Source organism: Thermoactinomyces sp. CICC 10522 (assembly GCF_016055075.1).
GTDB classification, from domain to species: domain Bacteria; phylum Bacillota; class Bacilli; order Thermoactinomycetales; family Thermoactinomycetaceae; genus Thermoactinomyces_A; species Thermoactinomyces_A daqus.
Window position 1 is genome coordinate 94178 of sequence record NZ_JAECVY010000007.1, and the last position, 13220, is coordinate 107397.

Below are 13220 nucleotides of genomic sequence, written 5' to 3' on the forward strand. Positions count from 1 at the left end.
CAGAGGCGTTTTATTTTGGTTCAAATGGGGAGGGGGAACAAGATGGCTTTTTTCAAAGGTTTAAGAGAACTGCGCAAAACGTTGCAAGCTGATATTCAGGCGGTATTTGACCGGGATCCTGCGGCGAGGAGCGCATTGGAAGTGATTTTGACCTACTCAGGATTGCATGCGCTTTGGTCACACCGGATTGCCCACTGGTTTTTCAAGAGGCGCCTGCTCCTGATTGCAAGGATTATCTCCCAACTGAGCCGCTTTTTTACGGGGATTGAAATTCACCCGGGAGCGAAGATCGGCCGGGGCGTTTTCATTGACCACGGGATGGGGGTTGTCATCGGAGAAACGTGTGAAATCGGGGATTATGTAACCATTTACCAGGGCGTTACCCTGGGGGGGACCGGGAAGGAAAAAGGCAAACGCCATCCAACGATCGAGGATCACGTGTTGATCGCCGCCGGGGCGAAAGTGCTGGGCTCGATTCGGGTCGGCCGTTTTGCCAAAATCGGTGCAGGATCGGTTGTTTTGCGTGAAGTCCCCCCGAACTCCACAGTGGTCGGAGTGCCGGGGCGCGTTGTGATTCAAGATGGCATCCGGGTGAATAATGATCTGGATCATTGCAATTTGCCCGACCCAGTTGCGGAAATTTGCCGCTCGCTGTCCAATGAGATCAGTGAATTGAAAAAAGAAGTGGCGGAACTGAAGAGAAAGCTGAAAGAGACGGAAGAAAAGCAAGGAGGAACGACAAACAATGACCGTCCGGCTTTACAATACATTGACGAGAAGTAAGGAAGAGCTGAAAACTGTTCACGAAGGCGAAGTGCGCATGTATGTATGCGGACCGACTGTGTATAACTACATCCATATCGGCAACGCCCGCGTGTTCGTCTTTTTTGACGTTGTGCGCCGATATTTGCGCTATCTCGGCTATCGCGTCACCTATGTGCAAAACTTTACGGACGTGGATGATCGCCTGATTGGAGCGTCCAAGGAAACCGGACAATCGGTGCCGGAAATTGCCGAGCGCTATATCAAGGCCTATTTTGAGGATATGGACGCGCTCGGTGTGGAACGGGCCGATGTTCATCCCCGCGCAACCCGCCATATCGATGAAATGATTGAGGCGATCAGCGTGTTGATCGACAAAGGTTACGCCTATGTAAAAGACGGAGATGTTTACTTTCGCACCCTGAAGAAAGAGGGGTACGGAAAGCTGTCGCACCAATCGCTCGATGAACTGAAATCGGGAGCGCGGATCGAAGTAAATGAAGAGAAGGAAAACCCCTTGGATTTTGCGCTGTGGAAGGCGGCGAAACCCGGTGAGATCAGCTGGGATACCCCTTGGGGGCCAGGGCGTCCGGGATGGCATATCGAATGCTCCGTGATGGCCCGCAAATATCTGGGTGACACCTTGGATATCCATGCCGGCGGAGCGGACTTGTGCTTTCCGCACCACGAAAACGAGATTGCCCAGAGCGAGGCGTGGACGGGAAAACCGTTTGCCCGGTACTGGCTCCATAACGGATTTATGAACATGGGCAACGAGAAGATGTCCAAATCGCTGGGAAATGTGAAACGCGTCGTCGAGTTGCGCCGGGAATATGATCCGGCAGTGTTGCGTTACTTCCTCTTGTCCGTGCAGTACCGCCATCCCATTTCCTTCAACGAGGAGGTTATGAAACAGGCAGAATCCAGCATTGAACGATTGCAGACAGCGGTGGACAATCTGAAGCACCGGGCGGAAACGGCTCTTGAAGGAGAGATTTCTCCCGACCTCGCGGCCAGCCTGGATCGCTATAAAAAAGAATTTGAAGCGGCGATGAACGATGATTTCAACACGGCCAATGCGATCAGCGTGCTGTTTGAAGCGGTAAAGCTGTCCAATGAGTGGATTGCCAGACCCGTTGTCTCCAAAGAAGAGACGGAAGCCCTTCTTTCCTGGTTTAAAACCTATGGACAGGAAATCCTGGGACTCGTGGCGACGGAAGCGGAAGTTAATCTGGACGAAGAGATTGAAGCGCTGATCGCACAGAGGCAGGAAGCACGGAAACAGCGGGATTTTGCCCGGGCCGACGCGATCCGCGACCAGCTTTTGGGAATGGGGATCATCGTCGAGGATACTCCGCAAGGGGTAAGGTGGAAACGGAAATGAAGCACTCCCTTTTGGGCATGATGGAGAGTATCGGAAAGGCTCCGGAAGAGTTGAATCCTCTACTGCTCGCTTATCTCGGCGATGCCGTGTATGAAGTTTTCATCCGTTCCCACTTGGTCGCCCGCGGAGTGAGCCGGCCCCACGATTTGCAAAAAGAGGCGACGCGCTATGTTTCCGCCGGTGCCCAGGCAAAAATTTACCGTGAGTTGGAAGGGGAACTGGCGGACGAAGAACGGGAGATCCTCAAGCGGGGGCGCAATGCCAAGTCAGGCAGCGTCCCCAAAAAAGCAAAGGTGACGGATTACCGGATGAGTACGGGCCTGGAAGCTTTGGTCGGCTATTTATACTGCCGGGGAGACGAAGAACGGTTAAGCCAATTAATGCAGAAAGCCATTGCAACAGTGGAAAAGGAGACGGATTCAGATGAGTGATTGGGCTTTTGGCAGACATACAGTCCTTGAAGCACTGAGGTCGGGAAGAGAGATTGAGAAAATTTTGCTGGCAGAGGGAATCAACAAAAACAGCATCCAGGAAATCCTGCGCAAGGCCAGGGAGAAAAAGATCCCCGTCCAGTGGGTTCCGCGTGCCCGTTTGGATCAGTTGGCGGAAGGGAATAACCATCAGGGCGTGTTGGCGCAGGTCGCTGCTTACAACTATGCGACCGTGGATGATTTGTTCCGCCGTGCTGAAGAAAGAGGGGAACCGCCGTTTTTTGTCCTGCTTGACGGCATTGAAGATCCGCACAATCTGGGATCGATTTTGCGTTCTGCCGATGCGGCGGGGGTGCATGGCGTGATCATCCCGAAACGGAGAGCGGCAGGGCTGACCTCGGTTGTCGCCAAAACGTCCGCCGGAGCGATTGAATATGTTCCGGTCGCCCGGGTAACCAACTTGAACCGCTTGGCGGATGAATTGAAAGAACGTGGCGTTTGGCTGGTCGGAAGCGACGGGGCAGCGGAAACGCTCTATACGGAAGTGGATTATAAAGGACCGGTCGCTGTTGTCATCGGGAGCGAAGGGCAAGGAATGAGTCGTCTTCTCAAGGAAAAATGCGATTTTCTTGCCAGACTGCCCATGAAGGGAAAGGTGACCTCTCTCAACGCATCGGTGGCGGCGGGAATTTTTATGTATGAAGTGTTGCGCGGCCGGACGACCAATGGTTAGGCGTGAAGAATGGTTGGTTGTCGACGGTTACAATGTCATCGGCGCAGATCCGCAAGTGCGATGGAATCCCGTTTCATTGGAGGAAGAGCGGGGAAAATTAATCCGTGACTTGTCCGAATATCAAGCGATGACCGGCCGCCGTGTATTTCTGGTGTTCGATGCGCATCAAACGCCGGGGGCACAGGTAGAGACCAACCAGGAAAAGATAGCGATTTACTATACGCGCCGGGAGGAAACGGCTGATGAGTTTATTGAACGCTTTGTAAAAAAATACAAAAGTCCGCATCGGTCGATCTATGTGGCCACATCCGATTACCTGGAACAGCGCATGGTTTTTGGTCAGGGAGCTTACCGGATCTCCTCGCGGGAACTGTTGGAGGAAATCCGGCTGGCCAAAAAGAATTTGAGCGAAAAATTGAGAAAGGAGAAGAATGAACGACAAAGAAATACCTTGGAAGAGCGATTGAATGGGGAAATCAAGCAAAAACTTGAGAATTGGAGAAGGAAAAAATAGGTGAAAATTTGACGTTTTTGTTTCATTTCGGATATAATATCGTTACTGTGGGTTTATAGGCACTTGGTCGGGAGGGAAAGCGGTGAGTGTAAACTTGCAATCCAGCCATTCCGTCGTATTTGACAGTGAAGTTGATTACAAGACAATGGCCGACGAAGAGCTGGTATATGGCGTTCGCGTAGGAGATCATCAAGCGCTCGAATATTTGATCAATAAGTACAAAAATTTCGTCAGAGCAAAAGCCAGGTCTTACTTTCTCATCGGAGCCGATCACGAAGATATCGTACAGGAGGGAATGATTGGCCTATTTAAAGCGATTCGCGACTTTAAAGGAGACAAGCTTGCGTCATTTAAGGCCTTTGCCGAGTTATGTATCACACGCCAGATTATCACTGCAATCAAAACAGCTACTCGTCAAAAACACATTCCGCTAAACTCTTATGTATCACTGGACAAGCCTGCTTACGACGACGATACAGACCGGACGTTGTTGGACAAGATTCCGGGAAGTCTATCAAACCCAGAAGAGATTTATATCAGCCAGGAAGAGTATAACGATATTGAAGATAAAATAGCGAAAATTCTTAGTGATTTGGAAAGAAAAGTTCTTATGCTCTACTTGGACGGGCGTTCGTACCAAGAGATCGCTGTCGACTTAAATCGACATGTCAAATCGATCGACAATGCCCTGCAACGGGTAAAAAGAAAATTGGAAAGATATCTCGAAGTACGTGAGATTTCCCTTTAATCACCAAAAAACAGACAAAGTTGGTTTCCGTCTTCAAAAACAGGTGCCCCCCACCTGTTTTTTGTTTAATTCGACAAAAATCATCATATCCCTTTTTGCCGAACTAAAAAAAATAAGCAAAAAATCTCCGTCATTCACGCACTGACGGCGGTTCGACCCGGGATGGATTTTTTTGTCGAAAAAGCGGGTATAAACGCGATTTTTTATCTAGCGGGATTTCGCCCGGCCCATTGCGGTTTTGCCGTAAAAGTCCGTTGCCGGCCGGGAAGTGGTGCCCTTGATCTTTCTTTGTCTCCAAAAGTTGATCGGAGGAGTCTGTTGATTTGCTCGAACGTCCGCCCCGGGATTGCGTTTGCCAAAGACGGGGGATTTGCGGCAGATGGCAAAAAAGGAACAATCGGTTTGTGCGATGGTCGATTTTGTCGATACTGAGATCACGAGGCTTTTACATTGACAGGATGGGAGCCGGTGTGATAATGTAGTTTGGGTATTTTCTATAATCATTCACACGTACGGTGATAAGGATAGAGGAGGTGTCGGTATGCGGGTTAACATCACATTGGCTTGCACGGATTGTCGTTCTCGTAACTACGCGCTGACCAAAAACAAACGGAAACATCCGGATCGCCTGGAACTCCGTAAATACTGCCCGCGTTGCAACGCGCACAAAGTTCATCGTGAAACGAAATAAGCTTTGGGTTTAGACGCTTGAGATAAGATGGGGGTGACAGCCATGGCTGCTTTTCTCGGCAATATCGGGCGCGGAATTCGCAGAAGCGTATCCGGTACAACCGGATTTTTCCGCGGCAGCGTGCAAGAACTGAAAAAAGTCCGTTGGCCGGGGCGCCAGGAAATGGTCAATTACACACTCGTTGTGCTGTTGACGGTTGTGATATTGTCCGTCTTCTTCTTTATCATTGACTCTGGTATTTTGCAATTGGTGAACTTGATTACAAAATAGGTGGAAGGTTAAGGGGGGACAGGGTTCAGCCCTGATGAGCATGGAAAAGAATTGGTATGTGGTTCACACGTATTCTGGCTACGAGAACAAGGTGAAAACCAACCTGGAAAAACGCGTTCACTCCATGGATATGCAAGATAAAATTTTTCGCGTCTTAGTTCCGATGGAAGAAGAGATCGAGCATAAGGACGGCAAGAAGAAAGCCGTGATGCGCAAGGTGTTTCCGGGGTATGTATTGGTCGAGATGATCATGACCGATGACTCGTGGTACGTCGTGCGAAACACGCCAGGGGTAACCGGATTTGTCGGTTCATCAGGGGCTGGTTCCAAACCGACCCCCCTCATGCCAGACGAAGTCGCCGCGATCCTCCGCCAGATGGGGATGGAAGAATCAAGAGCATCGGTTGATTTCACAGTGGGTGAAAACGTCAAGGTTAAAGAGGGGCCCTTTGCCGATTTCGTCGGCCGAATCGATGAGATTGACCTGAACCGTTCCAAACTCAAAGTCATGGTGAATATGTTCGGACGTGAAACGCCTGTGGAACTGGACTTTTTTCAGGTGGAAAAAATTTAGTCGGCAAATCGCTTTCGTTTTGAACGAGGTTGTGTTAAATTAGTACTGTTTGTTACCCCCGTCTTAGGGGCGAGCGCAAGCCCGTCGACTGTACAGGGAGCTTGCCTTTCCGTGGGAGGGTTAACCCCGCGAAAACCACATGTTTGAAGGAGGTTGGTTAGCGTGGCCAAAAAAGTGATTAAAGTGGTCAAGCTGCAAATTCCCGCTGGTAAAGCCAATCCGGCACCGCCTGTAGGTCCGGCTCTTGGTCAAGCTGGGGTAAATATCATGGGCTTCTGTAAGGAGTTTAACGCTCGTACCGCTGACCAAGCTGGACTCATCATTCCGGTGGAAATCACGGTTTTTGAAGACCGTTCTTTCACCTTTATCACAAAAACTCCTCCAGCTGCGGTTCTGCTCAAGAAAGCAGCAGGAATTGAGTCCGGTTCCGGCGAGCCGAATACGAAAAAAGTAGCGACCATCAAACGTGACAAAGTTCGCGAAATCGCTGAACTTAAAATGCCTGACCTCAATGCGGCCAATGTGGATGCGGCTATGCGCATGATCGAAGGCACGGCGCGCAGCATGGGCATTGTCATCGAAGACTGATCGATCGCTTAAGCTGTTCTGCCACGAGCAGCTTGGGCTTGTGGGAGGATCTTCCGCTACGACCACGAAGGGAGGAAATGTCTGTGGCAAAACATGGTAAAAAATATCTTGAGGCACTGGCCAAAGTAGACCGTGAAAAAGAATACGAGCCTCAAGAAGCGCTGGATCTCGTAAAAAGCATCTCTACCGCCAAATTCGACGAGACGGTAGAAGCCGCTTTCCGGCTTGGGATCGACACGAAAAAAGCGGACCAACAAGTGAGAGGTGCGGTTGTACTTCCGCACGGAACTGGTAAAACCAAACGCGTGCTTGTTTTTGCCAAAGGTGAAAAGGCAAAAGAAGCAGAAGCGGCTGGTGCGGATTTTGTTGGCGATGAGGATCTTGTAAACAAAGTCAGCCAAGGATGGCTGGACTTTGATGTGGTAGTGGCAACCCCGGACATGATGGGTCAAGTGGGTCGCCTCGGCCGGATTCTCGGTCCGAAAGGACTCATGCCAAACCCGAAAACTGGTACGGTTACTTTTGAAGTGGATAAAGCCGTAAAAGAAATCAAAGCCGGTAAAATCGAGTACCGCGCAGATAAAGCCGGCAACGTGCATGCAGCGATCGGCAAAGTTTCCTTCTCCACTGAGCAACTTGCCGAAAACCTTCAGGCGCTTGCTGAAGCATTGTTGAAAGCAAAACCTGCGGCAGCCAAAGGAACCTACATGAAGAGCGTTACCGTTTCTTCAACGATGGGTCCTGGAGTTGCGGTGAACACCCAACGTTTGACTGCCCGCTGACAATAGATGGATTGGCGATTGGAAAGTTGACAAATCGTCATTATTAAAGTAACCTATAGTCGCTCCTTTAAAAATGGAATAAAGCTGTTACCGTAGACAGTAGGCGCGTAAGTTACGCTTAATCTCCTACCGAGGTAAGTTCGGATATACATCCTTTTGTAACTTAAGCCTTCGACTGTCTGCGGAGGCTTTTTCTGTTTTTCTGAAAAACTCCTGATGAGGAGGTGTGCCGCGTGTCCAAAGCGATCGAACAGAAAAAAGCGATTGTCGATGAAATCGCTGGAAAGCTGGAAAAGAGCAAAAGCACAATCGTAGCTGACTATCGCGGTTTGAACGTAAAACAAATGAACGAGCTTCGCAAACAACTGCGTGAAGCCGGTATCGAATTTCAAGTTTTGAAAAACACGTTGACCCGTCGTGCTGCCGAAAAGGTGAACTTGACCGAACTGAACGAGCATTTGACCGGGCCGACTGCGATTGCGTTCAGCTATGAAGATGTGGTAGCTCCAGCAAAAGTGCTTCACACCTTTGCCAAAGAGAACAAAGCGCTCGAGATCAAAGGTGGACTAGTTGAAGGGAAAGCTGTTTCCCTTGATGAAATCAAAGCACTTGCTGAACTGCCTTCTCGCGAAGGTCTCTTGTCCATGTTGCTCAGCGTGCTGCAAGCTCCGGTGCGCAACTTCGCGCTTGCGGTTAAAGCAGTGGCTGAGAAAAACGGCGAGGGTGCCGAGACTGCAGAAGCTTAATGTCTGTTAATAGGAAATGAAATATTTTAAACAGGGAGGTTCCTTTCATGTCGAAAGAACAAATCATTGAAGCGATTAAGGGTATGAGCGTTCTTGAATTGAACGATCTTGTTAAAGCGATCGAGGAAGAATTCGGCGTAACCGCAGCTGCTCCCGTGGCTGTAGTGGGTGGCGGCGCTGGTCAAGCTGCTGAAGAAAAAACCGAATTTGATGTGATCCTGGCAAATGCCGGTGCTTCCAAAATCAACGTGATCAAAGTGGTTCGCGGTATCACCGGTCTTGGCCTCAAAGAAGCAAAAGCACTTGTTGACGGTGCACCTTCTCCGATTAAAGAAGGAGTGTCCAAAGAAGAAGCAGACAAAATCAAAGCAGAACTCGAAGAAGCCGGTGCAACTGTAGAAATCAAGTAATGGGCTTGACTCCGGCCAGACCCGCCGTCGTCGGTCGGCGGGTTCTTATTTTGCGTTCGGTGTCTCTGCCCGTGCGGCCGGGGATTGCATGATGGTCCGTGTTCTTTCCGGCGATCAGCCGCCAAAGGAGTTTTGAACATGACAGAGCACTATTTTTCCGCAAATCCTCGTGTAAAAAGCGAAGTAAGGGAAGTCAAGGCAAAACTGCTGGGGATGCCTTTCACCTTTAAAACAGATGCCGGTGTGTTCTCGAAAAAGGGAGTCGATTTTGGCAGCCGGCTTTTGATCGAGACGGTAACGATCGAACCAGGCTCTTCCGTGCTTGACCTCGGCTGCGGTTACGGGGTGATCGGGATTGCGATCGCCAAGGCAATCCCAAACGTTCGTGTGGTGCTGGCAGACGTGAATGAAAGAGCGGTGGAACTGGCGAGGGAGAATGCCCGTGTCAATCAAGCGGAAGCAAATACCGATCTTTTCGTGAGCGATGGATTTTCGGCAATCAAGCAATTTCAATTTAATCATATCCTATTCAACCCGCCGATCCGGGCCGGAAAAGCGACAATCTATCGACTGTTTGCCGAAGCGAAAACACAGCTCGCGGCAGGGGGTTCCCTTTGGATTGTCATCCGCAAACAACAGGGGGCGGCCTCGGCAAAGAAAGAGCTTGAACAACATTTTGGCGATGTTCAGGTTGTCGCGCAAAAAAAAGGCTACTGGATCATTTGCGGAACCGATCGTTGACATCTTTTTCCGCTTGTGATAGTGTTATAAATTGCAGAAAGTCTCGTTAAATGAGACTTGCATTTTTTTGGTGTTCTGTTCTTTCCCGGCTGGTTTATTTGTGTATACAGCTGGATAAAATAGGTAAATAGACTGCTTCTAGGTAAAATGAGGTCAAATTTTCACTCATTTTCTTTTTTTACTGTGATCAGTCGCTAATCAGAAAGCGGCTTCGACTGGGTGCGAGGGGGGAGTTTGTTTGGCTGGTAAAATGATCCCATGTGGGCGTCGACAACGTCGCAGCTATGCTCGCATTAATGAGGTATTGGAATTGCCGAATCTGATTGAGATTCAGCAAAAATCGTACCAGTGGTTTTTGGATGAAGGATTGCGCGAAATGTTCCATGATATTTCGCCAATCGAAGACTTTACGGGTAACTTGGTCCTCGAGTTTATCGATTACAGCCTCGGTGAACCGAAATATACGGTTGAGGAGGCAAAGGATCATCAGGTTACCTATGCCGCACCTCTGCGGGTGAAAGTTCGCCTGATCAACAAAGAGACAGGTGAAGTGAAAGAACAAGAAGTGTTTATGGGTGACTTCCCGCTCATGACCGAAACCGGTACCTTTGTCATTAATGGTGCCGAGCGCGTCATCGTCAGCCAATTGGTTCGCTCGCCTAGTGTGTATTATAACACGAAAGTGGACAAAAACGGGAAACCAACTTACACAGCGACGGTAATTCCCAACCGTGGGGCTTGGCTGGAACTTGAAACAGATGCCAAGGATATCATTTATGTTCGGATCGACCGTACGCGGAAAATTCCCGTAACCGTTCTCTTGCGTGCGCTGGGCTTCAGCAGCGATGCCGAGATTATCGATCTCTTGGGCGATGATGAGTTCCTGCGCAACACCTTGGACAAAGATAATACCGGAAATACGGAAAAAGCGCTGATCGAGATTTATGAGCGCCTCCGCCCCGGTGAACCACCAACGGCGGAAAATGCACGCAGTCTGCTCTATGCCCGTTTCTTTGATCCAAAACGCTATGATTTGGCGGCTGTGGGACGTTATAAAATCAACAAAAAACTTCATATCAAAAATCGTTTGCTCAACCAACGCTTGGCTGAGCCGATCATTGACCCGGAAACGGGCGAGATCCTGGCGGAGACTGGACAAGTGCTGGAGCGGCGCGTTTTGGATAAATTGCTCCCGTATCTGACCGGCGAAAAATCGTTTGGCCGTAAGGAATACAAGGTTCGTGGCGGTGTGCCGGATGATGGTCCGATTCAGCTTCAGGCCGTGCATATTTTTTCGCCCACGGACGAGAGCAAAGTGCTGAAAGTGATCTCCAATGCAGAAGTGGATGACTCCATCAAACATATTACGCCGGCTGATATCATCGCTTCGATCAGTTATTTCATCAACCTGCTCTATGGAGTGGGTTCCACCGATGATATCGACCATTTGGGCAACCGGCGTCTGCGTTCAGTCGGGGAACTGCTGCAAAATCAGTTCCGGATCGGATTATCCCGGATGGAGCGCGTGGTTCGTGAACGGATGTCGATCCAGGATGCCAATGCAATCACACCGCAGGCATTGATCAACATTCGCCCGGTGATCGCTGCGATCAAAGAATTCTTTGGCAGCAGCCAATTGTCCCAGTTTATGGACCAAACGAACCCGTTGGCCGAGTTGACGCACAAGCGGCGCTTATCCGCGCTGGGGCCCGGTGGTTTGACCCGGGAGCGTGCAGGGTTTGAAGTGCGTGACGTTCACCACTCACACTATGGTCGGATGTGTCCGATTGAAACTCCTGAGGGTCCGAACATCGGTTTGATCAACTCACTGTCCACGTATGCCAGGGTAAATGAATACGGATTTATTGAAACCCCCTATCGCCGTGTCGATCCCGATACCGGTCAGGTAACGGATACGATTGATTATTTGACGGCGGATGAGGAAGATAACTACTATGTCGCCCAAGCGAATGCCCCGCTGAACGATGACGGAACCTTTGCCAGAGAAACGGTGACCGTTCGTTACCAGGATGAGATCATCACTGTTCCGCGCGACCGCGTCGATTATATGGACGTATCGCCGAAGCAGGTTGTCTCCGTTGCCACCGCATGCATTCCGTTCCTGGAAAACGACGACTCCAACCGGGCCCTGATGGGTTCCAACATGCAGCGGCAGGCTGTACCTCTTCTCAAGCCGGAAGCGCCGTTCATCGGAACCGGAATGGAACACGTGGCTGCGCGCGATTCCGGCGTGATGGTTTTAGCGAAACGGCCGGGCACGGTTGTCCGGGTCACGGCGGATGAGATTTGGGTTCGCCATGAGGAAGAAGTGGATGGTAAAATTGTTCAGGGCGATATTGATAAATACAAGCTCACCAAGTTCACCCGTTCCAATCAGGGAACCTGCATTAACCAACGCCCGGTGGTCAGGATGGGCGAGAAGGTGAAAAAGGGAGATACCCTTGCGGACGGCCCTTCGACCGAACAGGGTGAATTGGCACTCGGCCGCAACGTCGTGGTAGCCTTCATGACATGGGAAGGGTACAACTACGAAGACGCGATTTTGCTGAGTGAAAAGCTGGTTAAAGAAGATGTTTATACCTCTATTCACATTGAAAAACACGAGAGTGAGGCGCGGGATACCAAACTGGGTCCTGAAGAAATTACCCGCGATATTCCAAACGTGGGTGAAGACGCCCTCAAAAATCTGGACGAACGCGGAATTATTCGCGTTGGCGCAGAAATCAAACCGGGGGATATTCTCGTCGGCAAAGTAACGCCGAAAGGTGTGACCGAGCTGACGGCGGAAGAGCGTCTGTTGCATGCCATCTTCGGGGAAAAGGCGCGCGAAGTGCGTGATACTTCCCTGCGTGTTCCGCACGGGCAAGACGGGATTGTCGTCGATGTAAAAGTATTTACCCGTGAAAACGGAGATGAGCTTCCACCTGGTGTCAATCAGCTGGTGCGCGTCTACATCGCGCAAAAACGGAAAATTTCCGAAGGGGACAAAATGGCCGGCCGCCACGGTAACAAAGGGGTTATCGCGCGGATTATGCCTGAAGAGGATATGCCGTTCCTTCCGGATGGCACACCGGTTCAAGTGGTCCTGAATCCGCTCGGGGTACCGTCGCGGATGAACATCGGACAGGTTTTGGAAGTGCATCTCGGAATGGCGGCCAAAACGCTGGGTCTGCATATGGCGACTCCGGTATTTGACGGCGCTACGGAAACGGACGTATTTGAAACCCTGAAGGAAGCGGGCCTGGATGAAGACGGCAAAACCGTCTTGTATGACGGCCGTACCGGTGAGCCGTTTGAGAATCGCGTCACCGTCGGTGTGATGTACATGATTAAACTGGCTCACATGGTTGATGATAAAATCCACGCTCGTTCCACCGGTCCGTACTCGCTTGTCACCCAACAACCGTTGGGCGGTAAGGCGCAATTCGGCGGTCAACGCTTTGGTGAGATGGAGGTATGGGCTCTCGAGGCATACGGTGCAGCTTACACCTTGCAGGAGATCCTTACCGTTAAATCTGACGATGTCGTCGGTCGCGTGAAGACCTACGAATCGATCGTCAAAGGGGAAAATGTGCCGGAACCGGGCGTCCCCGAATCATTCAAAGTATTGATCAAAGAGTTGCAAAGCCTTGGCATGGACGTGAAAATCCTTTCCGAAGACGAGCAGGAAATCGAGATGCGCGAACTGGACGAGGATGAGGAACCGGCAAACGACAAACTCGGTTTCGACCTGGTCGTTGACGATGACAACGTTCGATCCAACTCTTGATCGTCGTGCGCGGGGCGTGACCGCACGCCCTTCCCGCGCGCTGGCGGGATGAATCC

General features: G+C 50.5%; 16 protein-coding genes and 1 other annotated feature. All 16 genes read left to right on the forward strand.

Features of this window, described 5'->3' with window-relative positions; translation table 11 throughout:
- Positions 1-42 precede the first annotated feature (42 nt).
- The 16 genes from cysE (at position 43) to rpoB (ending at position 13164) form a co-directional block, all read left to right on the forward strand.
- Positions 43-783, forward strand: coding sequence for a serine O-acetyltransferase (gene cysE, locus I8U18_RS11330; RefSeq protein ID WP_081943797.1), 741 nt, complete (start codon positions 43-45; stop codon positions 781-783).
- Positions 746-2146, forward strand: coding sequence for a cysteine--tRNA ligase (gene cysS / locus I8U18_RS11335; RefSeq protein WP_198056013.1), 1401 nt, complete (start codon positions 746-748; stop codon positions 2144-2146). Before cysE ends, cysS begins: the two co-directional genes overlap by 38 nt.
- The gene (locus tag I8U18_RS11340; protein WP_232330953.1) at positions 2143-2577 is read left to right on the forward strand and encodes a Mini-ribonuclease 3; all 435 of its coding nucleotides are present in this window, start codon (positions 2143-2145) and stop codon (positions 2575-2577) included. The genes cysS and I8U18_RS11340 overlap by 4 nt, the downstream gene beginning before the upstream one ends.
- Positions 2570-3310, forward strand: a complete 741-nt coding sequence (gene rlmB, locus I8U18_RS11345; protein WP_033100632.1) for a 23S rRNA (guanosine(2251)-2'-O)-methyltransferase RlmB — start codon at positions 2570-2572, stop codon at positions 3308-3310. The genes I8U18_RS11340 and rlmB overlap by 8 nt, the downstream gene beginning before the upstream one ends.
- Positions 3303-3824, forward strand: coding sequence for an NYN domain-containing protein (locus I8U18_RS11350; protein ID WP_033100631.1), 522 nt, complete (start codon positions 3303-3305; stop codon positions 3822-3824). Before rlmB ends, I8U18_RS11350 begins: the two co-directional genes overlap by 8 nt.
- A 94-nt stretch (positions 3825-3918) precedes the next feature.
- Entirely contained in the window at positions 3919-4572 is a 654-nt protein-coding gene (gene sigH / locus I8U18_RS11355) for an RNA polymerase sporulation sigma factor SigH (protein ID WP_220184955.1), read from the forward strand.
- Positions 4573-4734: 162 nt separating this feature from the next.
- Positions 4735-5004 (forward strand): hypothetical protein, encoded by a 270-nt coding sequence (locus I8U18_RS11360; protein WP_198064773.1) that lies wholly within the window; start codon positions 4735-4737, stop codon positions 5002-5004.
- Positions 5005-5113: 109 nt separating this feature from the next.
- A complete protein-coding gene (gene rpmG, locus I8U18_RS11365; protein ID WP_033100629.1) occupies positions 5114-5263 on the forward strand; it encodes a 50S ribosomal protein L33 in 150 nt (49 codons plus the stop codon).
- 42 nt (positions 5264-5305) lie between these two features.
- Positions 5306-5533 (forward strand): preprotein translocase subunit SecE, encoded by a 228-nt coding sequence (gene secE / locus I8U18_RS11370; protein WP_052154121.1) that lies wholly within the window; start codon positions 5306-5308, stop codon positions 5531-5533.
- Between the two features lie 40 nt (positions 5534-5573).
- The gene (gene nusG / locus I8U18_RS11375) at positions 5574-6107 is read left to right on the forward strand and encodes a transcription termination/antitermination protein NusG (protein WP_198056034.1); all 534 of its coding nucleotides are present in this window, start codon (positions 5574-5576) and stop codon (positions 6105-6107) included.
- 162 nt (positions 6108-6269) lie between these two features.
- Positions 6270-6695, forward strand: a complete 426-nt coding sequence (rplK, locus tag I8U18_RS11380) for a 50S ribosomal protein L11 (protein ID WP_033100628.1) — start codon at positions 6270-6272, stop codon at positions 6693-6695.
- 83 nt (positions 6696-6778) lie between these two features.
- On the forward strand, positions 6779-7477 hold the full coding sequence (rplA, locus tag I8U18_RS11385; RefSeq protein WP_033100627.1) for a 50S ribosomal protein L1: 699 nt from the start codon (positions 6779-6781) through the stop codon (positions 7475-7477).
- Positions 7478-7549: 72 nt separating this feature from the next.
- Positions 7550-7683: a sequence feature (ribosomal protein L10 leader region), on the forward strand.
- A gap of 27 nt (positions 7684-7710) precedes the next feature.
- Complete coding sequence (gene rplJ, locus I8U18_RS11390; RefSeq protein WP_198056015.1) at positions 7711-8223, forward strand: 50S ribosomal protein L10; 513 nt, start codon at positions 7711-7713, stop codon at positions 8221-8223.
- Positions 8224-8270: 47 nt separating this feature from the next.
- Positions 8271-8633: a 50S ribosomal protein L7/L12 gene (gene rplL / locus I8U18_RS11395; RefSeq protein WP_033100625.1), complete on the forward strand. Its 363-nt coding sequence runs from the start codon at positions 8271-8273 to the stop codon at positions 8631-8633.
- A 138-nt stretch (positions 8634-8771) separates the two neighbouring features.
- A complete protein-coding gene (locus I8U18_RS11400; protein ID WP_033100624.1) occupies positions 8772-9374 on the forward strand; it encodes a class I SAM-dependent methyltransferase in 603 nt (200 codons plus the stop codon).
- A gap of 250 nt (positions 9375-9624) precedes the next feature.
- Complete coding sequence (gene rpoB / locus I8U18_RS11405) at positions 9625-13164, forward strand: DNA-directed RNA polymerase subunit beta (protein ID WP_370589223.1); 3540 nt, start codon at positions 9625-9627, stop codon at positions 13162-13164.
- Positions 13165-13220 lie beyond the last annotated feature (56 nt).

Bases quoted from the DNA above. Each gene is read 5' to 3' on its own strand.
- cysE (WP_081943797.1), top strand. From the start codon at position 43: ATGGCTTTTTTCAAAGGTTTAAGAGAACTGCGCAAAACGTTGCAAGCT.
- cysS (WP_198056013.1), top strand. From the start codon at position 746: ATGACCGTCCGGCTTTACAATACATTGACGAGAAGTAAGGAAGAGCTG.
- I8U18_RS11340 (WP_232330953.1), top strand. From the start codon at position 2,143: ATGAAGCACTCCCTTTTGGGCATGATGGAGAGTATCGGAAAGGCTCCG.
- rlmB (WP_033100632.1), top strand. From the start codon at position 2,570: ATGAGTGATTGGGCTTTTGGCAGACATACAGTCCTTGAAGCACTGAGG.
- I8U18_RS11350 (WP_033100631.1), top strand. From the start codon at position 3,303: ATGGTTAGGCGTGAAGAATGGTTGGTTGTCGACGGTTACAATGTCATC.
- I8U18_RS11360 (WP_198064773.1), top strand. From the start codon at position 4,735: ATGGATTTTTTTGTCGAAAAAGCGGGTATAAACGCGATTTTTTATCTA.
- rpmG (WP_033100629.1), top strand. From the start codon at position 5,114: ATGCGGGTTAACATCACATTGGCTTGCACGGATTGTCGTTCTCGTAAC.
- secE (WP_052154121.1), top strand. From the start codon at position 5,306: ATGGCTGCTTTTCTCGGCAATATCGGGCGCGGAATTCGCAGAAGCGTA.
- nusG (WP_198056034.1), top strand. From the start codon at position 5,574: ATGGAAAAGAATTGGTATGTGGTTCACACGTATTCTGGCTACGAGAAC.
- rplL (WP_033100625.1), top strand. From the start codon at position 8,271: ATGTCGAAAGAACAAATCATTGAAGCGATTAAGGGTATGAGCGTTCTT.
- I8U18_RS11400 (WP_033100624.1), top strand. From the start codon at position 8,772: ATGACAGAGCACTATTTTTCCGCAAATCCTCGTGTAAAAAGCGAAGTA.
- rpoB (WP_370589223.1), top strand. From the start codon at position 9,625: ATGATCCCATGTGGGCGTCGACAACGTCGCAGCTATGCTCGCATTAAT.